Raw genomic sequence first — 20,729 nt, forward strand, 5'->3', positions numbered from 1 at the left:
CATTAAATTGGACTGATAACGAATCACGGGATAGCGCGACTTTACCGATAGAAAGTTAGGCTCAACGCGCTATCCCCCATCAAATTACTATGCTAAGAGAACGTCCCTATGTCTGAACTTATCCAAAATGTGAAAACCGCCTTTGAACAAGTGCTGGGTTACGCACCAAGCCACATCATCCAAGCGCCTGGACGCGTGAACCTAATTGGTGAGCACACCGACTACAACGATGGTTTTGTGTTGCCATGTGCCATTAACTACCAAACCGTGGTTGCAGCAGCAAAGCGTGAAGACAATCTCGTGCGTGTGGTCTCAGTCGATTACGGCAACGCAGTGGACGAGTTCGATATCACGCAAGCCATAACCTTCCAGCAAGACAAAATGTGGGCAAACTACATTCGCGGCGTAGTGAAGTGCCTTCTTGCACGCGGTTACGCGTTCACGGGAGCGGATATTTCAGTCAGCGGCAACGTGCCTCAAGGTGCGGGTTTGAGCTCATCGGCGGCGTTGGAAGTGGTGATTGGCCAGACGTTCAAAGTGCTGTTCAATCTTGAGATCAGCCAAGCGGAAATCGCCTTAAACGGTCAGCAAGCCGAGAACGAATTCGTTGGTTGTAACTGCGGCATCATGGACCAAATGATTTCCGCGGAAGGGCGTGAAAATCACGCGATGCTATTGGATTGCCGTAGCCTAGAAACAGAATCGGTTTCGATGCCAGAAGAGATGGCTGTCGTGATCATCAACTCGAATAAAAAACGTGGTTTGGTCGACAGTGAATACAACACTCGCCGTCAGCAATGTGAAGAAGCGGCGCGCATTTTCGGTGTGAAAGCGCTGCGCGATGTGACGATTGAGCAGTTCAACGAGAAAGTTGCTGAGCTGGATGAAATGGTGGCAAAACGTGCCCGTCACGTCATCACAGAAAACGATCGTACTGTGGAAGCGGCGCAAGCGCTGCGAGCGCACGACATGAAGCGTATGGGCGAGCTGATGGCCGAGTCTCATGCGTCAATGCGCGATGATTTCGAAATCACGGTAAAAGAGATCGATACGCTGGTGGAGATCGTCAAAGAGGTGATTGGTGACCAAGGCGGCGTGCGCATGACTGGCGGTGGCTTTGGTGGTTGTATTGTGGCACTTGTACCACCGGCACTGGTTGATGACGTGAAAGCCACTGTGGCAGCGAAATACCAAGCGGCCACAGGCTTAAAAGAATCCATCTACGTGTGCCAAGCCAAAGATGGCGCGGGTTTGGTTGAAGTGCTGTAGGACGGCGGGATGATTGCTCAATTGAACCAAACTATGACTGAGCAGGCGGCCTTTGATGGCCAGCCTGCCCAATTAGTGGAACTGTCAAATCGTGCGGGTATGTCTGTGACTTTAATGGACATTGGCGCGACTTGGCTAAGTTGCCAATTACCGTTGGCGAGCGGGGAGCGAAGAGAAGTTCTGTTAGGCGTGGGGACGATGCAGAACTTCGAGCGTCAGGCAAGTTACATGGGGGTAACCGTCGGGCGTTATGCAAATCGCATCGCCAATGGGCTTTTTTCGATTGATAATGTGGTGTACCAAGTTTCGGTAAACCAAGCGGGGAACTGTTTGCACGGTGGAGCGCAAGGTTTTGATAAACGACGTTGGCACATTGAATCGCAATCAAGTAGCGAAGTGACGTTTTCACTCGAATCTCCAAATGGCGATCAGGGGTTTCCCGGCCATCTTAGCGTTAACGTGAAGTATCAGTTGACCGACGAGAATCAACTGACCATTCGTTACTGGGCAACAACCGATGCCGTGACGCCAGTGAATCTCACTAACCATGCGTATTTCAATCTAATGGGGGCGGAATCGGGGCATGATTGCTTGCAGCATAAGTTGGTATTAAATGCCCCGTGCTATTTGCCGACCAATGACGTTGGCATTCCATTGGGTACGCTGCGAAGGGTTTCTGGCACCAGTTTTGATTTCAATACTGAAAAAGCCATTGGTGAAGTTTTGCTACAAGATGAGCAGCAACAATGTGCCAAAGGGTATGATCACAGCTATTTGTTTGAACGAGAGCGCGATGTGTCTCTGCCCGTTGCGTGTGTGACCTCGCCTGATGAGTTGATTCGTTTGTCTGTTTGTACCAACAAACCCGCCATTCAGCTCTATACGGGTAATTGGTTGGCAGGCACACCAAACCGCAGTGGCAGTGAATATCGAGACTACGCAGGATTGGCGCTGGAGACCCAATTTTTGCCTGATTCGCCGAACCATTCGGATTGGCCACAACCCAGTTGCCTGCTTTCTCCTGGCGAAGAGTATCGTTACTTTACCTCCTATCATTTTGATTTTTAGATGTTTAAATAAAAGGCTCTGCATGTTGGAGCCTTTTTCATTCTTTCCTCAAAAGCAATCAATGCTCTTGGTTGCATATTTTTTAGTGATCCAGTTAACAAACTCAGTGTTGCCAGTGGCAAAGCGTTTCCCCTCTACCATTCTATAAAGAGCAGTTATAAAAATAACAAATCTATCAGCCTTGAAAATCTGAGTCAGAATCTCTGTCGGGATGGGTACGTCATGTTGAAGCTAAGAAATATGAAAGTCAGCTATAAGCTGGCAATGATTGTTGCTGTCGGAATTTTAGGATTCCTACTCCTACTGTTTATCTCTGTTAATACTCTCAAAACGAACTTGATTGCTGAGCGTCACGCGCGGTTGAACGCCGTAATCCATACGGTATTGTCACAAGTGGAATCACTCAGCCAAACATACGCCAAATCAGAGGCGCAAAATCTGGCCAAGGCGTTGATCTCAGCCACGCGTTTTGATGAAAACAACTATCTATTTGTCATTGATGAAAATCGCAATACCGTAGTGCATCCGATCAAACCTGAGTTGGTTGGCCAGCAGATGGGCAATGGCAGCGATGGTCAGTTTTGGTTCACCATGGTGGATTTAGGCCGAGCGGGGGGCACAGGCTCACTCACCTATCTGTGGCAAAACAGTCGCGGTCAACCTGCAGACAAACTCTCAGTGGTGCACGGTTTTGCTTCTTGGGGCTGGATCATTGGCGCTGGGATGTTATTGGACGATATCGAAGCGGCGGTGAATCAACAAATTTTGAAAATGGGCATTGCCACTCTCGCGATTGCCTTGGTCATGAGTGCACTGGGGATGCTGATTAGCCGCGCGGTGATTGAGCCGTTAAATGCCATTCGCCAGAGTATGAAGCAAGTCGCGGCAGGAAATCTAACCGCTCAAGTGGCGGTGTTGGGTAAAGATGAATTTGGCCGCTTGGCGCAGGACATCAATCAGAGTATCGGCTCGGTCAGAGAGGCGCTGTTTGAATCGGTTCAATCTGCTTCCGAGGTGGCTGATGCCGCGGTGCGCATTGCATCATCAGCGGAAGAGACCAGCCAAGCGGTGCTGAGCCAGCGAGACCAACTGAATCAGTTAGCCACGGCAATGAATGAGATGAGCGCAACGGTTGCTGATGTGGCCGGCCACGCCGAGGACACCGCCAGAGATACGCTGGATGCGACCAAAGAAGCCAACTTGGGCGATAAAGACGTGCATTCCAGCGTGGACAGCATTAAGTCGCTGTCTGTTGAACTCGAAGTGGCCAATGATCAGGTCGCCAAGCTCAAAGAAGGGGTGATGCAGATCAGCGAGTTCACCAATGTGATCAGCAGTATCTCAGAGCAGACCAATTTGCTTGCACTCAATGCTGCAATAGAAGCGGCAAGGGCAGGAGAGCAAGGGCGGGGTTTTGCGGTGGTGGCTGATGAAGTGCGAAATCTGGCTGGGCGCACTCATCAATCGACCGATGAAATACAAACCACCATCAATAAACTGCAGCAGTTAGCCGTTTCTGCCGTGGCGGCGATGGAGAAAAGCCAATCACTGGCACAAAGCAGTGTCGCTCGAGCGGAGCACGCGGGAGAGGATTTGCAATTGATCGTCAATCACATTCGTCACGTGAGCGATAAAGCAACGCAGATCGCCACGGCAGCGGAAGAGCAGAGCGCGGTGGCAGAGGAGATGAATCGCAACGTCAGTGGTATCAATGACGCGGCGATGGAGATGTCGCAAGCGGCCAACTTCTTAGCGGAAGAGAGTGAAACCTTGGCCGATTTGTCGCGCCAGCTTGATCAGAAGATGACGCGATTTAAGCTTTGATGAGGAAAAGGCGCTAAGAGAGCTTGGCCACAGAATCTCTTCTTACCAAAGTGGGTGAGAAGATCATGGTGCTGTGGTCTGCCTCTTGCTGGTGAGCCAAATCGATCGCCAGTCTTGCCGCTTTCTCTGCCATCATCTGTATTGGATAGCGCACGGTGGTGAGGCGAGGGCTGACATAGCGAGCAATCAAACCATCATCGAATCCTATCATCGAGACTTGCTCTGGCACTTTTAAGCCATTCTCATCCAATACCGATAGCGCACCTGCCGCCATGTAGTCGTTGTAAGCCACCACGCCAGTGATCGGCAGAGATTTTGTTAGCAAGTTAGTCATTGCCGTTTCCCCACCATCACTATTGGGCTCGCCTTGTTCGATATACGCACTAGAGAGCTCAATGTGATTGTCTCTTAATGCGGCGAGATACCCAGCGATGCGCGCGTCGGCGTCTTCAATTTTGTGGCTCGATGAAATGCAGGCGATGTGTTGATGGCCATGGCGAATCAAATACTCTGTAGCCAAATAGGCTCCTTTGTAGTTATCGAGGGAAATGCAGCGTTGCGCGATTTGTGGAATATGGCGATTGATGATCACTAAGCTCGGGACTTCTTGCGCGTATGACAGCAACTCTTCGTCACTCAAGCCTTTAGAATGAATCACCAGCGCATCGCAACGGCTATTGATCAGCAGTTCAATGGCTCTGCGCTCTTCCTCGGCATTGTGATAGCCATTACCAATCAGTAGGTGCTTGCCATTTTCATGGGCCACTTCATCAACGGCTTTAATCAGCGTGCCGAAGAAGGGATCCGATACATCACCGACTAATACGCCCATGGTATTGGTGCTTTGGCTCACCAACGCTTTGGCGGCGGCATTAGGGCGGTATCCCAATTTGGCCATTGCTAGGGTGACGGATTCAATCGACGCTTTACTGGCTTTGGGCGATTTATTAATCACTCGTGAGACGGTGGCGATGGAAACGCCTGCTTCGCGAGCGACATCTTTAATTGTGGCCATGTGTTACCTCATTTCTATGCTGCTCTCATTAAACCTCTGAACTGTAAATTAGGCAAATAACTGTGAATTTTCATTTTAAAAATGCGATCTTTACCACTTGTAATATCAGGCCCTAATGATAGTGTAAACGTTATCTTTTTAGTAAAACTTTACTGAGGTTATCTTACATGGAAACGATCGCTTACGCTGATTTTGCCAAGCTGGAAATTCGTACTGGGAAAATTATTGAAGTCGCCCGTCATGCGAATGCAGACAAACTCTATATCGTACAAATAGACGTTGGCGAGAAAACGCTGCAAACCGTCACTAGCCTTGTACCGTATTACAGCGAAGAAGAGCTGATGGGCAAACAAGTGGTGGTGTTGTGCAACCTTGCCAAAGCGAAAATGCGTGGAGAAACCTCAGAGTGCATGTTGCTGTGCGCGGAAACGGACGATGAAAGCGAAAGTGTTCTCTTAACGCCAGAAAGAGCGATGCCGGCGGGAGTGAGAATTGTGTAGTTGATAAGGGAGCGTCATGCTCCCTTTTGTATTATGAGCGCGTCAATCAATGGATAGTGATGTGGCTCCACTCCAGCCAAATTGCCATATTTTGGCGCGTGGCGATCGTCTTCTTTAGGAAAATGCCAGCCTACGGTGTATTGCACAAAATGTTGGGCAAACGCTTCGGAGATCTCTAAGCATCCCGCGAGTACCGTATCGACATACGTTTGCATGATCGGGCTCAGAGGGCAGGGTGGTTGCGGATCGTCTTTTACATACACCCAAATTGGATGGGCACGATTGAATGCGTGGTCGGTTTCTATCTGATCTGGCGTAATTTCAATGCGATGGTAGCCTCTCTCTCGGCGATCGAACTCAGCGAGTGCACGATCATCAATTTCCAGTAGCACACCATTTACTTGGCTCTCGCCACGGTTTACAACCAACGGTGAGAGAATGTAGCTGTCGTCGACTTTGCCCCAATAGCGCACTAAGCCGTGAGCAATCACCGGGATAGCCTCACCCGTTTGACCTGTCAATTGACGCGACGCAGCATTGATTAAGCTGCCATAACCAAAAATGTACATCTGTATTCCTTGAGCCATATTCCTAATGACCGTTATACCTAAGAGGTAAAATTTTTAAAGTTGTATTTTTAATGCATCTTTAGTGCTACACTGCATTTGTTGTGAATTTAATCAGCATGTGGAGGGGGCGAAACGTGCTAAATATTACTGACAAAAAAGTGGAAGAAAAAATTCCCGCTTGGCTGAGACTGGGTTTTCGACCTTTCTTTTTATTAGGCTCGGTGTACGCCATTATCGCTATTGCAGTGTGGGTATGGATTTTTCAAACCGGTCAGCCAGCGCAACTCCAGGTGCCAGGACTGTGGTGGCATGTGCATGAAATGCTGTTTGGTTTTGCGATGGCTATCGTGGCTGGGTTCCTGTTAACCGCGGTACAAAACTGGACGGGCATCAACGGCACCAAACATTATCGTTTGGCACTGCTGGTGGCACTGTGGTTGCTGCCGAGAATTTTGCTTTGGACGCCAGCACCACTGTGGCTAACCTCCAGCATTGAAGCGCTGTTTCTTGCTTTGGTGGCCTTTGAAATCGGTAGTCGAGTGGTGCAGGCCAAAGGTTGGCGTAATCTCTTTTTCGTCCCACTGTTTTTGTTGGCGATTGGTGCTAATTTTGCCAGCTACGCGACAATAAAAGGCATGCCGCCATTTACCTCTTCGGCAGTTTGGCAAGCGATGCTCTGGTGGTTCACCTTGCTGCTGTCGGTGATGGGGGCACGCGTGATCCCATTCTTTACCGCTCGTCGTTTCAACTTTGAAAAAGCCAATCCAATTGTTTGGCTTGATTGGGTGGCAAACTTACCTTTGGTGATGCTGTTTTTGCTCAGCTTTTTCCCAGTGACCATGGCACAACTTGGACAGCCACTGATGGTGATCGCGGGTGTGGCGCAACTGGTGCGCTTTATCCGTTGGAAACCTTGGTTGACCCTAAGTGAGCCGTTGGTTTGGTCGTTGCACGCCGCTTATCTGTGTTTACCGCTGAGTCTGCTGTTGCGCGGTTTGCTGGATAATCCGTTCGCGTCACACAACTTGATCCACTTATTTGCGATTGGGGCTTTGGCTGGGCTTATTCTGGCGATGATTGCGCGAGTCACCATGGGGCACACGGGACGAATGATTTACCAAGGGCCGAATATGAGTCTGGCGTTTGGCGCACTCTTCCTCGCGGCTTTGGTGCGCAGTTTTGGTGTCATTTTTGCGCCCGCACAACTGTTTATCTGGATCGACATCAGTGCCGCGCTGTGGGTATTCGCGTTTACACTGTTTCTCTGGAAGTTTGGTTATATGCTCGTGACGCCGCGAGCTGATGGTCACCCGGGCTAAGCTCTGCATGAGATAAACAACAAAGCCACTCACGAGGAGTGGCTTTTTGCTATTCAAAGCTTATTGCTTAAAAGTGCATTGAAGCGGGATGTTAAAACCCGCGCATTTGAATGCGGCGTAAGAACTCGGTCATCACACGGTCGTAGAGCAAATCGCCAAGGAAAGCATCTTCAACGTGATGATCAATACTTGGGTTGTCATTGACTTCGATGACATACACTTGGCCATCCACTTCTTTGAGGTCAACACCATACAGACCGTTACCAATCAAGTTGGCGGCTTTGAGCGCCACATCAACCACGTTTTTCGGCACTTGTTTCAAATCCAAGGTTTCAAAACCACCGGACGACACTCGGCCACTATTGTGGTGTTGGTAGATCTGCCAATGGCCGCGACTCATCATGTACTTACAGCTGAAAATCGCTTGGCGGTTCAAAATACCAATACGCCAGTCAAAGTCAGTTGGCATAAAGGCTTGTGCCAAAATTAGCTCACTTTTTTCAAACAGCGCTGCCGCTTCTTTTTCCAACTCTTCTTCGTTACGTACCTTCACCACGCCACGTGAGAATGCGCCGTCTGGAATCTTCAACACCATTGGGAAATCCAGCTCATTGAGCAGATCACTTTTCCATTCTGGGTCAAAGTTTTTCAAAATAACGCTCGCTGGCGCGGGCACTTTGTTGTTTTTCAGCAACTCAGTGAGAAAGACTTTGTTGGTGCACTTCATGATCGACTCAGAGTCGTCCATCACGATTAGGCCCAGTTTTTCCGCGGTTTTAGCAAAACGGTAGGTGAAGTTACTGATGTTGGTGGTGCTACGAATAAACAAGCCATCAAACTCACCCAAACGAGAAATTTCATCTTTAGAGATGGTCTCTAAGTTCATCCCTAAGCGCGATGCTGCACGTTTAAAGCGTTTCAACGCTTGTGGGCATGAAGGGGGCATTTTTTCCTCTTCATCAATCAGCATCGCGATGTCGTAACGATATTTTTTCTCTTGTTTGGGTTTACGCCAAATCTTGTTGGAGAACAGTTCCAGTGACTCGATAAAGAAGTTCTCTTCCGTATCGTTAAGTTCTTGGAAAGGAAACGGCGCAACAGAGTCAACTTGCCAATTATGCTGGTTTTTGGTCATTTTTAACTCAATGACGGGCACCATAAACTGTTCAAACAGACGACGGGCAAGTTTCTCTAAACCTTTGTGCTCAGTACGACCAAAGTAGATCTTACAACTGATGCTCTCTTGATCTTTCGCCAACTTACCCAGTTTGAGAAAACCAGATGAAATCAGTAGAGGCTGAGTGATGTCATTAATGGCGGTCACCGTCGGAATGACTCGATGACCACGTGCACCAGCCATCAGTGAACAATAGTAACCGCTGCTCATGTAACCATAATCGCGACACAGGTTCACCACCTGTACGCTACGTTGATTGTGTTGCCAGTCACTGTCGAGATACTGGGCAACATCAACCACTTGTTCAGATGGGAAATACTGCTGCCAATCACTAGTTTGGTCAGTCACAATTAAAAGATTTGCCATCTATTTCTTTCCTTAATAAACGAGCTATGATGAGGGTGCTTTCTCACTTATTCCTGAAGGTGTTACATGGATTTTCGTGTCGCGAAAATTGCCGATCTTGACGCGTTAAACCGATTGGAAAGGGAACTTTTCGTCGGTGATAGAATTGCACCAAGACAAATGAAGCGTTTTATCCAATCTGAACATGCCGTTTTGTTGGTGGCAGATAATGGCCAACAGCTCGCGGGGTATGCACTGTTACTTTTTCATCAAGGAACACAACTCTCAAGATTGTATTCGATTGCCGTTAGACCTGAATTTCGGGGGCAGAAGATTGCTCAGTCACTGATTGAACTCTGTGAGCAGTCAGCCATCGAACAGGGTTTCACTACATTACGCCTAGAAGTTCGTGAAGACAATAGTGCCGCAATAAATTTGTACAAAAAGCTTGGTTATCAAAAGCTTAAAATCCTTATTCACTATTATGATGACTTGAGTGATGGGATCCGAATGCAGAAGCGTTTGGCGCATTATGGGCCCAAAACTTTGCTGCCTATGCCACTCTACGTACAGACCACGCCTTTTACTTGTGGTGCGGCTTGTTTGCTGATGGCGTTTGCCCATCACGACGCCAGTTTTCAGCCATCACGCAAGCTAGAGCTGCAGCTTTGGCGTGAAGCGACCACCATTTTTATGGCCGCAGGGCACGGTGGGTGCAGCGGGCATGGTTTGGCGTTAGCGGCTGCACGCCGAGGTTACACGGTAGAGCTGTGGAGTCATGCGAAATCGACGCCGTTCATTGATAGTGTACGTGACGAAAACAAGAAGCAAGTGATTGAAATTGTGCATCAGGATTTCTGTCAGCAGTTAGAAGAATACCCCGTGAGCACCATTGAAGCGCCGCCATCGCAAAGCCAGTTGGAAGAATGGATCAGTATGGGCGCGAGCGTGTTGCTGCTGATCAGCACCTATCGATTTAATGGCAGCAAAGAGCCACACTGGGTGCTGCTAAGTGGCATGAGTGAGCGTTTTTTCTTTATTCACGATCCCCACGCGGAATCGGAAGAAGAGGCGATGGCATCTGCGCACGTGACGGTCAGTAAAAAAGCGTTGTCGCAAATTATCGGTTTTGGCAAGCAAAAGCACACGGCCTGTGTGGTTATCCACCCAGACCGCGTAAAAGTGTAAGCATCACCAGAATTTGAGCCGCTTGAGTAGTAAAACTTCGGCGGCAAAAATGACCACCAATCCAATACAGAACCACAAGAAGGCGAGCGGGGATTCTACCCCCGGAATGCCACCGATATTGATACCAAGCAAGCCAGTTAAAAAACTGGTAGGCAGGAAAATACTGGCGATTAATGTAAACAAGTAGCTGTTGCGGCTGATTTTGTCTTCGCGTAACTGCTGAATCTGTTCTTTGAGCAGCGCCAGTTCACCCAGAAAGAAATCAATGGTTTCGTTAATGCGGGTAATGTTACTCAACGCGTAATTGAGCATCAGCTGCTTTTTCTCCAACAAACTCAGTTCGGCCATGGCGAAATCTGCAATGGCGTATTGCTGCGGGCGAATAAAGCGCTTGATCCTCAACAGCGCTTTTTGCACTTCAATGATGTCACCAATCTGATCGGTATCGAGTTCGAACTGCTCAATCTGTTCCTCAATATCCAACAGATAGTGCTGCATTTTGCCGGTTAAACCATCGACAATCGCCAGCAAAAGATCGGCAATCGCCGCGGGACCTTTTTGCTCAACAAGCGCTTCGCGAATTTCAGAAATGGCTTTGGAGGATGTTTTGCGTGTGGAGATCAGTGTGCCATTGAAATAGAGAATTCGGATACTGAGCATATCTTCCGGCACAGCGTTTTCATTCATATTGACGCCACGTAAGATCAGCATAAAGCTGTCGTCGTCATAACGATGGAAAGAGGGGCGCGTTTCATCGGCCAATAGATGGTTCACGGTGCTAAGTGGCACTTGGTTTTCGAGTAACCAAGCGCGAATGTCTGGGTGATGGCGTTCACAGTGGTACCAGTGATTCGCGTTTATCGTTTGAAAGTTGTTATCTGGCTGGCTTGCTGGTGTGGTGGAAAAATCCCAGTGATCGATCAAAAATCCCATAACAAAGAGTCGCTTTGGTGATTGAAACTCACCCCAAGTTACGCGACTTGGGGGAGTTTGGCTACTCTAATCATTGTGCAAATAGCTTAGGGAAAGATCAGCTCGCCTGTTGTAACTGAGGCGACTGAGCGGCGGCATGCTTTTTTGCAATGTAGTTTTCCACGCTTTGTACTTGCTCTGGGGTGAGGTAGAGGCCCAGTTTGGTTCGACGCCATAAAATATCTTCACTGCATTGCGCAAATTCATGCGCCATCAGGTAATCCAGTTCTCGCTGGTAAACCTCTGGGGCAAGTTCGATACCCATCGCTGATACCTCTTCTGCCCCCGCGAGCAATTGGCGTGCATCGCTGCCGTATTGGCAGACATAACGGAAGGCTAAGGTTGCACTCAACCAAGGATATTGTTGGCGTAACGCGTGGGCGAGTTGCTCACGTGTACAGCTAAAATCACCGCCGGGAAGTGTTTGCTGTGCCGTCCACGGTGTGCCCATATTGTCAAAATAAGGGGCGAGTTTACGCATGGCAGACTCCGCCAACTTGCGATATGTCGTCAGTTTGCCACCGAAAATAGAGAGCAGCGGAGCTTGGTCGAGCTCCTGTTCCAGCTCGATGGTGTAATCACGTGTGATTGCTTGTGGTGAATCGGATTCATCATCGCACAGCGGGCGGACGCCGCTGTAAGTCCACACCACATCTTGTTTGCTCAGTTGATGGACAAAATGCTGATTAACAATATCAATTAAGTAGTCAACTTCCTGTTCTGATATCGCCACGTGGCGAGGGTCACCGGTGTATTCGACATCCGTTGTGCCGACAATTGAGAATTTATCCAAATAAGGAATCACAAACACAATCCGCCCATCGTTGTTTTGCAGGATGTAAGCTTGCGGATCGGGATGTACGCGTGGCACGACAATGTGAGAGCCTTTGATCAAACGAATGTTGCGTGGTGATGGGCCATCTAAACTGTCATCGTAAAATTGTTTCACCCAAGGGCCCGCGGCGTTGACCAAGGCTTTGGCGTAACGCACAAACTGCTCACCATTTTGCTGATCTTCAATGGTGACTTTCCAAAGGCCGTCAACACGCTCAGCTTTGCTCACTTTGCAGTAATTACGCACTTCTGCGCCATTGCGTTTGGCACTGATGGCATTCAATAACGTGAGGCGAGCATCGTCGACCCAACAATCGGAATACTCAAAGCCAATTTTCATTTCGTCTTTCAGCAGCCCGGTTTCAGCAAGGTTCACCTTATGGCTGCTAGGCAGTGTGGTGCGCTTACCTAAGTGATCATACAAAAACAGCCCGCAACGAATCATCCACGCGGGGCGAAGATAGGAGCGGTGCGGCAAGCGAAAACGCATTGGAAAGGCAATGTGCGGCGCTTTTTTGATCAGCACTTCGCGCTCTGCCAGAGCTTCCGAGACCAAACGAAACTCATAATGTTCCAAATAGCGCAAACCACCATGGATCAGTTTCGAGCTGGCTGAAGAGGTCGCCGAGGCAAAATCTTTGGCTTCAAAAAGTGCGACGCTAAGGCCACGTCCTGCCGCATCTGCTGCGATGCCTGCGCCATTGATACCGCCCCCGACAACCAAGATGTCGAGTGTTGATGTAGGTGTGGAGGAGTTGTTCTTCATTTGAGCTGACCTAATGTTGTTTTTGTTCGAACGAGCATTTTTGAAACTTAAATGAGCATAACTTAAGTTTCGAATGAGATCAGCTATTATTTTCGTTTGTGCTCGTTTGTGTGATTTGAACACAAAAAAAGCCCCGACACTTAGTGACGGGGCTTGGAAATGCCTTTTAAGTTTATTCGCCGGCGACAACGCAAGGGATCTGCTGCTCTTTCAAAATCGCCGTGATCTCTTCTGGTGGCTGTTCATTGGTGATCAGCATATTGATTTGCGAAATATTCCCCAGCTTGACCATCGCATTGCGGCCAAATTTACTGTGGTCAACGGCCAGATACACGCTGCGACTGTTTTCGATGATGGCTTGTTTCACACGCACTTCATGGTAGTCGAAATCGAGTAGTGAGCCATCGTAATCGATGCCACTGATGCCAAGAATGCCGAAGTCCAAACGGAACTGCTTGATGAAGTCGAGTGTTGCTTCACCGACGATACCGCCATCACGGTTGCGAACTTCGCCGCCGGCAAGAATCACTTTAATCTCAGGATTGCTCAGCAAAATACTGGCAACGTTGATGTTGTTGGTGACAACGCGCAGCTGCTTGTGGTTTTTATTCAGAGCTTTGGCCACCGCTTCTGGTGTAGTGCCGATATCAATAAACAGCGTTGCGCCATCGGGAATGTGCTGCACCAACTCTTCGGCAATCAAATCTTTTTCGGTGAAATGTTCTTTTTTGCGCGTGGAGTAAGAGGTGTTCTCTGAACTGAGTGGGATAGTTGCTCCACCATGGTAGCGGCGAATTTTGTTTGCATCGGCAAGCTCATTCAGATCGCGGCGAATGGTTTGTGGGCTGACATTGAACTTCTCGACTAGCTCGTCGGTACTCACGTAGCCTTGTTTTTTCACCATCTCGATAATTTGTTGGTGTCTTGGAATCTGTTTCACTTTGTCTCCCTGATGCCTCTGCCTCAATGATCCTTTTGGCAGAAATGCTGGCATTCGAAAATAATCACTCAGGCTATTGTGCGCTAAATGATGAGTTCATAGAAGTTGTCGAGGTCAAGAATTCGTGTGAAACAACAAAAAAGGGCGTCAAAAGACGCCCAAAATTGGGGGGAGGTGATTTTAATCTTCGAGATCGCGCAATTCAGACCAAGTTTGCGCACATTTGACTGCACGTTTCCAGCCTTTATAGCGTCGGCTGCGTTTCTCTTCATCTTGATGAGGAAGGAAGCTGCGGTCGATCTCTGCTTTGCCTTGAAGCTCATCAATGCTGTTCCAGTAACCCACGGCCAAGCCCGCTAGGTACGCAGCGCCCAGTGCGGTCACTTCAGTGACTTTTGGACGATGCACTTCGGTATCAAGCACATCAGATTGGAACTGCATGAGGAAGTTGTTGGCGACAGCGCCGCCATCTACGCGTAGAGCAGAGAGCTTAATGCCAGAGTCTGCTTGCATGGCGTCCAGTACATCACGGGTTTGATAGGCAATGCCTTCTAACGTTGCGCGGATGATGTGGTTTGAGTTGACGCCACGAGTTAGGCCAACGATGGTACCACGAGCATAGGCATCCCAGTACGGTGCGCCTAAACCCGTAAAGGCTGGCACCACATACACGCCGTTTGATGTGTCCACTTTTGTGGCGAAGTATTCGGAATCATGCGCATCGGAAATCAGTTTCAGCTCATCACGCAGCCACTGAATCGAAGCGCCGCCCATAAAGACCGCCCCTTCCAGTGCGTAGGCAGGCTCGCCTTTTGGTCCACACGCTAGTGTGGTCAACAAACCGTTGCGTGAGGTCACTTTCTCTTGTCCGGTGTTCATCAGCAAGAAGCAACCCGTTCCGTAGGTATTTTTCGCTTGGCCTGCTTCGACACACATTTGGCCGTACAGAGCCGCTTGTTGGTCACCCGCAATGCCTGAGATAGGAATACGCGTACCGCCTTTACCACCAATGTTGGTTTGGCCGTAAATTTCCGATGAGCGTTTTACTTCTGGCATCATCGACGCTGGGATGCCCATTTCTTCGAGCAGTTTGCTATCCCAACATAGGTCATTGATGTTGAACAGCATGGTGCGGGAGGCATTGGTGTAGTCAGTGACGTGCACGCGGCCTTGGGTCATCTTCCAGACCAGCCAAGTATCAACGGTACCAAACAGCAGTTTGCCCGCTTCGGCGTCTTCACGTGCCCCTTCAACATTATCGAGAATCCATTTTACTTTGGTGCCCGAGAAGTAAGGGTCAAGTACAAGACCCGTGTTTTCGCGGATGTAAGATTCCAATCCGCGCGCTTTTAGGTCCTCACAGATGTCGGCAGTACGACGGCACTGCCAAACAATGGCGTTGTAAACAGGCTTGCCTGTTTCTTTGTTCCAAACGATGGTGGTTTCACGTTGGTTGGTGATACCGATGGCAGCCACTTGGTCGCTGCGGATGCCTTTTTTACCCAGTGCTTCAACGAGTGTAGAGCTCTGAGTCGCGTAAATTTCCATTGGATCATGTTCTACCCAGCCTGCTTGTGGGTAAATCTGAGTGAACTCGCGCTGGGAGACAGAAACGATGTTCGCGTCGTGATCTAAAACCACAGCACGAGAGCTGGTGGTGCCTTGGTCCAGTGCAACGATGTACTTCTGCTCAGTCATGGTAGGATCCTTTTGTTTCGTTATTACTATTTTAGTTAATTTTGTGTCGTTCAGAGCAAGCGGCTAATTATGCGCGTGCTTCTTTGGCTTCTTCTTCCGTTTCACATTGGTTCGGAATGGTGCAACCTGAGCCTACTTTCGGTAAGTATGCCGCAATCGCTTTTGGATAGAGCCAGCCACCAAAACACGCACCTGCAATCGGCGCCAAAATCGGTACGATGAAGTAAGGAATGTCTCGACCACCGCTTAGGGCATAATCCCAACCTGCGAAGTAAGCGAACAGTTTTGGTCCGAAGTCACGTGCTGGGTTCATAGCGAAGCCCGTTAGTGGACCTAATGAACCACCGATCACCGCAATCAAGATACCAATCAACAGCGGGTTCATAGCGCCACGTGGTGCACCATTGTGCTCGTCACCTAAGGCGAGGATGGCAAACATCAATACCGCAGTAATGACAAATTCCACCGCAAACGCACCAAAGAAGGAGAGTGAAGCGTGTGGGTAGGTGGAGAAGATACCTGCTGTAGCAAGGGCTTCTTGGCTGCTGCGAACAAAGTTATGCGCGATCTCGTAGTCAGTAAACAAGTTGCTGTAGAGGGTATAAACCAGAGCCGCAGAGCAGAATGCGCCCAGTAACTGCGCGATGATGTAAGGGACCACTTTCGCTTTATCGAAGCCGTGGAATGCCGCTAAGGCAATGGTGACCGCGGGGTTGATGTGCGCGCCGGATACCCCAGCCGTACAGTAAATCGCGATCGAGACACCAAAGCCCCAAACGATACTGATTTCCCATTGGCCGAACTGAGCACCAGCAAGCACCAGTGCTGCCACGCAGCCAACACCGAAAAATATAAGTAGCCCTGTACCGATGAATTCGGCCAGGCACTCTCCGAAAAGAGTGTGTTTTTTGTTAGTCATGGTAAGCGTCCTTTAAGTTCACGTTATTTGTGCTTTTTATTATCTACTGCATGCACACAAGCTATTTTGCACATTTAAACGATTGCGAAAATAAACAAACACTCAAAATGCGCGTTCGAGCATAAATTCATTAATGAAAGGTAGGTTTTTTGTTAATTAAGTCATCATTTGAACTTTTTCACTCTTACGGATAAGAAGGCAGCAATAAATCAGCTTCCGTAAGCAATATTAAAGGAAGTATATGCGTAGTGAATGAGTGTAAGTGGCTGTGAATATTACATTTAATTAACGTAATCGTCTGAAGCGTGTTGTGGAAATGTGATATGAATTTCGTTGTCTATTGCTGTTTGGATACGATCTCAGCAGATTGATGCAGTTCTGGTCGTACCAATTGGAGTGAAAAGGAAAGCGAAGCGGTTGAGGAGAATTTTCGAAAAAGAAAAGCCCTTCATTGATGAAGGGCTCGAACTAACGCTATCTCAGAATGCACGAGATTAGTTGTTTTTGTGCAGCTCGCTGTTGAGCTCTACCGCAGTTTTGTTCGCCAAGCATTCAATTTGGCCCGTCACTGAGTTGCGACGGAACAGTAGGTCAGATACACCTGCTAAATCGCGCGCTTTAACCATTTCGACTTCTTGGCCTGTGGAATCAAGCATGCGTACTTTAGAGCCAGCGGTTACGTAAAGGCCAGATTCTACCGTACAGCGATCACCCAATGGGAAACCAAGACCTGCGTTTGCACCAAGTAGTGAATTTTCACCAATAGACACGACCACTTTACCGCCGCCAGATAGGGTACCCATGATCGATGCACCACCCCCAATGTCAGAACCGTTACCGACAACAACACCCGCAGAGATGCGGCCTTCAACCATGCTTACGCCAGTGGTACCCGCGTTGAAGTTGATGAAGCCTTCGTGCATGACAGTTGTGCCTTCACCAACGTGAGCGCCAAGACGTACGCGAGACGTGTCGGCGATACGCACGCCTGTTGGTACCACGTAATCCACCATTTTAGGGAACTTGTCGACGCAATCGACAGTGAGGACACGGCCAGCTAAACGCGCTTCGATTTGGCGTTCTGCCAGTTCAGGTAGATCGATTGGACCTTCGTTGGTCCATGCGATGTTGTGCAGTAGACCGAAAATGCCGTCCAGTACGGTACCGTGTGGTTGAACTAGGCGGTTAGAGATGAGTTGCAGTTTTAGGAAACCTTCAGCAACGCTTTGTGGCTGCTCGTCAGTAGCAAGAATAACCAGTACCAGTGGTTGTGCTGACTCTGCCGCTTTTGCTGCGAAAGAGGCGTTTGCTGCATCACCATTTGCTTCAAACGCTGCTGCCAGTTCTGCACTTTGCGCCGCAGAGATCTCGATAGCTTGGTTGCCTTGCTCGTAGCCCGCAACGGCTGCTAGAGCGTTGACTAGCGCCTCGCTTGGGTTAAGAACAGGGTTTGGAAAAAACGCTTCGATGATTTTGCCGTCGCGGTTTTTGGTTGCTGTACCAAAGGCGAGAGAAAAGAAAGCCATAGTTGATCTCCATGTGTTGAGTCTTTGTCACGCGCCATTCACTGGCAAGCGCTGGAATTAAGTTATAGCCATCATAAAGAGACAAAAAAAGACTTTAAACCCCTCAAAGGGAGAAAGTCTGTAGATGGATACCCTTTGTCTTTTTAACGATATATTTCTTCGTATGGCTATATCCTTCCTACTTGAAGCTGCAGCGGTGTTGGCTGCATTCGTTCACACCAATCACATAGGTTATCTATGCTCATGGGATTCACTCATTTGCCGCCTACCCGCAACTTCAAGTGGTTTGGGTATATTTTGTATTTTGTCGCCAAAATCAAAACCGCCGCACAGGGCGACGGTTTTATTCGACATTGTTTGCGAAGATTAAGCGGCGTCTTCTGCTGATTCATCTTCGCCGGCTGCGTCATCAGCAACCGCGGCTAGCTTCTTTTCTTTTTTCGGCGTTGGGCGGCGTTTTGCGCCTAGCGCGTAAAGAAGCTCTTCTTTGTTCTGAGCGAGGAACATCGCCAAGTCTTCTTGTTTGCCTTCATCTTCAAGAAGATCGCTTTTACCTAGTAAGTCGAAAAGCTCATCTGCCATATCCAGCATTTTGTCGTATGCGTCAGCTTCCGCTTTAGAGGTAAAAGTCATTTTCTCTTCTCCGTTGCGTTCTACCACGTACTTGACGATAACAGCCATGGTTAATCCTCTAAGTTAAATAGTCCAGAAATTGTACTGTGCGTTTATACAGCTTTTCATCAGTAATGTCCATTGACTCGCGTCAAAATGAGAGCTGAATTCCGCTATCGTTCGGGATGCCAATGGTGGCAAAAATCGATAAAAGCTTTAAGTAACGGACTTTGATACTTTTCTTTGTGTACCAGCAGCCAAAAGCGGCGCTTCATGTCGAGTGGCATCGGGATCATTTTCACGCGACCATCTCGTACAGCATGGTCAGCCGAGAGGCGGGATAAGCAGCCAAGCCCAAGTCCTGCGGAAACCGAATTGATCAACGCTTCGGTAGTGTTGAGCTGAAAGGCTTCATGCCAATGCTCTATGCGTGGCGCGATAACTCGATGGAAAAATTCACGTGAGCCAGAGCCGGCTTCGCGCAAAATCCACTGACTGTTCTCCAGTTCAGTGAGTGAGATTGAGCCATTCAGTTCAAGAGGAAAATCGGGCGGACAAATGACACACATTTCGTCCTCGCTAAACTGGGTCGCATTAAGTTCGGGATGCAGTGTTTTGCCTTCAATCAGGGCGATATCGAGCTCGTAGTCCACCAGCATATCGCAGATCTGCGCCGAGTTAGAAATGAACAGGCTCTGTGCTTGATGCTGGGTGTGGCGGCGAAAATCGCTGAGCAAATAGGGCGCAACTTGATTACCGATGGTGTCGCTAGCGCCAATACGAAGTTGACCTGACAGTGTCATGTCTTGATCAAACAGCGACTCAATCGCGCTGGCTCGGCTCAACAGCTCATCGGCCAATGGCAAGAGCTTTTGCCCTTCTTGATTGAGAATCAAACGGTTATTAACGCGATCAAACAGATGATGACCAATTTGCTTCTCCAACTCGGACAGCGCCATGCTCACTGCCGCTTTGGAAAGAAAGAGACTTTCCGAAGCCGCGGTGAGCGTGTTGTGCTGAGTGATGGTGGTAAACACTTTGAGTTGTTTCAGAGAAATGTGACTTGCCATGCTCTCTCGTTAAATAATATTGAACGTTGGTTCTAAATAATTAGATATCTTCAAACATTAAGCAAGCATAAAATAGCGCCATACAAAGATAGCCTTGTTGAGGTCGTGATGATTCAAAGAACAAAAGCAAAAGTAATGGGCGCTCCAACACCGATGGCAGGTTTGGCGCTTGGTATTGCGAGCTTAGGCTGGAGTTGGGAAAACTTGGCAACATTAAACGGCTATGGACAGTGGATAAGTGCGGCAATCGCCAGCGGTTTGCTGGTTATCTTGGCGATTAAATTTCTATTTCATCGCCACCTATTGCAGCAAGATCTTGCACACCCAGTAGTGGGGAGTGTTGTACCAACATTTGCGATGGGAACGATGGTCGTCTCAAACTCGCTAGGGCACTTTTTCCCTGTTGCGGGAGATGTACTTTGGTTGGTCGCCGTTGTACTGCATATCGTGTTTCTTGTGAGCTTCTTGTACCATCGTGCTCAAAACTTCGAACTTCACCACATGGTACCAAGTTGGTTTGTACCACCGGTCGGTATCATTGTTGCGGATGTTTCTTTCTCGGGTAATCCTGCTTTAGCCCCTATTGCGCACGGTGCACTTGTGTTTGGTATGGTGGCTTACGCGGTGATGTTGCCATTGATGATCTACCGTTTTATGTTTACGCATGAAGTGCCAGATGCCGCCAAACCAACGATGGCAATTATGGCCGCACCAGCGAGCCTTTCATTGGCAGGTTACTTAACCGTGACGGCTCAACCTTCGCCAGTGATTATTGCGTTGCTATTTGGTATTGCCGTACTGATGACGGCGATTATTTACCTCGCGTTTGTTAAGTTGCTTCGTTTGCCTTTTAGCCCTGGCTATGCGGCGTTTACTTTCCCAATGGTGATTGGTGCCACTGCACTGTTTAAAATGGCCAACTGGATGCAACAGGCAGGTTTAAGCGGCCACTATGTTGAACAAGTGAGAATGCTGGCTGGTGTCGAGCTGTTGGTGGCCACGATTGTGGTGGGATATGTCGCGGTGCAATACTTCTACAATTTAGTGGTGTTGCCAAAACGCAGCGTGCTTGGCAAATTTGCCTAGTATCGAATGGTGTCGTAGAGAAAAAACGCCTC

The 20,729-nt window shown here is 48.7% G+C and carries 18 protein-coding genes; 7 read left to right on the forward strand and 11 right to left on the reverse strand.

Annotated features, from left to right (window positions below):
- The first annotated feature begins 108 nt into the window (after nucleotides 1–108).
- The 3 genes from galK to AOT11_RS10510 all read left to right on the forward strand — a co-directional run bounded on the left by galK (nucleotide 109) and on the right by AOT11_RS10510 (nucleotide 4,161).
- Entirely contained in the window at nucleotides 109–1,269 is a 1,161-nt protein-coding gene (galK, locus tag AOT11_RS10500; protein WP_061778586.1) for a galactokinase, read from the forward strand.
- Nucleotides 1,270–1,278: 9 nt separating this feature from the next.
- Nucleotides 1,279–2,337 carry a galactose-1-epimerase gene (galM, locus tag AOT11_RS10505; RefSeq protein ID WP_017420258.1) on the forward strand — a complete coding sequence of 353 codons (1,059 nt, stop codon included), beginning with the start codon at nucleotides 1,279–1,281 and terminating at the stop codon, nucleotides 2,335–2,337.
- A 222-nt stretch (nucleotides 2,338–2,559) separates the two neighbouring features.
- Entirely contained in the window at nucleotides 2,560–4,161 is a 1,602-nt protein-coding gene (locus AOT11_RS10510; protein WP_017420257.1) for a methyl-accepting chemotaxis protein, read from the forward strand.
- A gap of 13 nt (nucleotides 4,162–4,174) precedes the next feature.
- Here the strand turns inward: AOT11_RS10510 and AOT11_RS10515 are convergent, their stop codons facing one another.
- Nucleotides 4,175–5,176, reverse strand: a complete 1,002-nt coding sequence (locus AOT11_RS10515) for a substrate-binding domain-containing protein (RefSeq protein ID WP_017420256.1) — start codon at nucleotides 5,174–5,176, stop codon at nucleotides 4,175–4,177.
- Between the two features lie 167 nt (nucleotides 5,177–5,343).
- On the opposite strand from AOT11_RS10515, the gene AOT11_RS10520 reads away from it, so the two are divergent.
- Entirely contained in the window at nucleotides 5,344–5,676 is a 333-nt protein-coding gene (locus AOT11_RS10520) for a tRNA-binding protein (protein WP_017420255.1), read from the forward strand.
- A 14-nt stretch (nucleotides 5,677–5,690) separates the two neighbouring features.
- On the opposite strand, the gene AOT11_RS10525 is transcribed toward AOT11_RS10520, so the two are convergent.
- Entirely contained in the window at nucleotides 5,691–6,245 is a 555-nt protein-coding gene (locus AOT11_RS10525) for a gamma-glutamylcyclotransferase family protein (protein ID WP_026060787.1), read from the reverse strand.
- Nucleotides 6,246–6,379: 134 nt separating this feature from the next.
- Between AOT11_RS10525 and AOT11_RS10530 the strand changes: the two genes are divergently transcribed.
- Nucleotides 6,380–7,564 (forward strand): NnrS family protein, encoded by a 1,185-nt coding sequence (locus tag AOT11_RS10530; RefSeq protein ID WP_026060786.1) that lies wholly within the window; start codon nucleotides 6,380–6,382, stop codon nucleotides 7,562–7,564.
- Nucleotides 7,565–7,655: 91 nt separating this feature from the next.
- Here AOT11_RS10530 and AOT11_RS10535 read toward each other — a convergent pair whose 3' ends face one another.
- Nucleotides 7,656–9,107 (reverse strand): RimK family protein, encoded by a 1,452-nt coding sequence (locus AOT11_RS10535; RefSeq protein ID WP_017420252.1) that lies wholly within the window; start codon nucleotides 9,105–9,107, stop codon nucleotides 7,656–7,658.
- Between the two features lie 66 nt (nucleotides 9,108–9,173).
- Between AOT11_RS10535 and AOT11_RS10540 the strand changes: the two genes are divergently transcribed.
- Nucleotides 9,174–10,274 carry a GNAT family N-acetyltransferase/peptidase C39 family protein gene (locus AOT11_RS10540; RefSeq protein WP_017420251.1) on the forward strand — a complete coding sequence of 367 codons (1,101 nt, stop codon included), beginning with the start codon at nucleotides 9,174–9,176 and terminating at the stop codon, nucleotides 10,272–10,274.
- A 3-nt stretch (nucleotides 10,275–10,277) separates the two neighbouring features.
- On the opposite strand, the gene AOT11_RS10545 is transcribed toward AOT11_RS10540, so the two are convergent.
- The 8 genes from AOT11_RS10545 to AOT11_RS10585 all read right to left on the reverse strand — a co-directional run bounded on the left by AOT11_RS10545 (nucleotide 10,278) and on the right by AOT11_RS10585 (nucleotide 19,611).
- Complete coding sequence (locus AOT11_RS10545; protein ID WP_017420250.1) at nucleotides 10,278–11,207, reverse strand: zinc transporter ZntB; 930 nt, start codon at nucleotides 11,205–11,207, stop codon at nucleotides 10,278–10,280.
- A gap of 97 nt (nucleotides 11,208–11,304) precedes the next feature.
- The gene (gene glpD, locus AOT11_RS10550) at nucleotides 11,305–12,846 is read right to left on the reverse strand and encodes a glycerol-3-phosphate dehydrogenase (protein WP_017420249.1); all 1,542 of its coding nucleotides are present in this window, start codon (nucleotides 12,844–12,846) and stop codon (nucleotides 11,305–11,307) included.
- 172 nt (nucleotides 12,847–13,018) lie between these two features.
- Complete coding sequence (locus AOT11_RS10555; RefSeq protein ID WP_011079695.1) at nucleotides 13,019–13,786, reverse strand: DeoR/GlpR family transcriptional regulator; 768 nt, start codon at nucleotides 13,784–13,786, stop codon at nucleotides 13,019–13,021.
- Between the two features lie 180 nt (nucleotides 13,787–13,966).
- Complete coding sequence (gene glpK, locus AOT11_RS10560) at nucleotides 13,967–15,484, reverse strand: glycerol kinase GlpK (RefSeq protein WP_011079696.1); 1,518 nt, start codon at nucleotides 15,482–15,484, stop codon at nucleotides 13,967–13,969.
- 67 nt (nucleotides 15,485–15,551) lie between these two features.
- Nucleotides 15,552–16,403, reverse strand: coding sequence for an MIP/aquaporin family protein (locus AOT11_RS10565; protein WP_011079697.1), 852 nt, complete (start codon nucleotides 16,401–16,403; stop codon nucleotides 15,552–15,554).
- A gap of 494 nt (nucleotides 16,404–16,897) precedes the next feature.
- A complete protein-coding gene (dapD, locus tag AOT11_RS10570; RefSeq protein WP_017420246.1) occupies nucleotides 16,898–17,929 on the reverse strand; it encodes a 2,3,4,5-tetrahydropyridine-2,6-dicarboxylate N-succinyltransferase in 1,032 nt (343 codons plus the stop codon).
- A 366-nt stretch (nucleotides 17,930–18,295) separates the two neighbouring features.
- A complete protein-coding gene (locus AOT11_RS10580) occupies nucleotides 18,296–18,610 on the reverse strand; it encodes a YebG family protein (protein ID WP_017420245.1) in 315 nt (104 codons plus the stop codon).
- 104 nt (nucleotides 18,611–18,714) lie between these two features.
- Nucleotides 18,715–19,611: a LysR substrate-binding domain-containing protein gene (locus tag AOT11_RS10585; RefSeq protein ID WP_011079700.1), complete on the reverse strand. Its 897-nt coding sequence runs from the start codon at nucleotides 19,609–19,611 to the stop codon at nucleotides 18,715–18,717.
- Between the two features lie 108 nt (nucleotides 19,612–19,719).
- Between AOT11_RS10585 and AOT11_RS10590 the strand changes: the two genes are divergently transcribed.
- Nucleotides 19,720–20,697 carry a TDT family transporter gene (locus tag AOT11_RS10590; protein ID WP_026060785.1) on the forward strand — a complete coding sequence of 326 codons (978 nt, stop codon included), beginning with the start codon at nucleotides 19,720–19,722 and terminating at the stop codon, nucleotides 20,695–20,697.
- Nucleotides 20,698–20,729 lie beyond the last annotated feature (32 nt).

This window comes from Vibrio vulnificus NBRC 15645 = ATCC 27562 (assembly GCF_002224265.1).
Classification (GTDB): Bacteria; Pseudomonadota; Gammaproteobacteria; order Enterobacterales; family Vibrionaceae; genus Vibrio; species Vibrio vulnificus.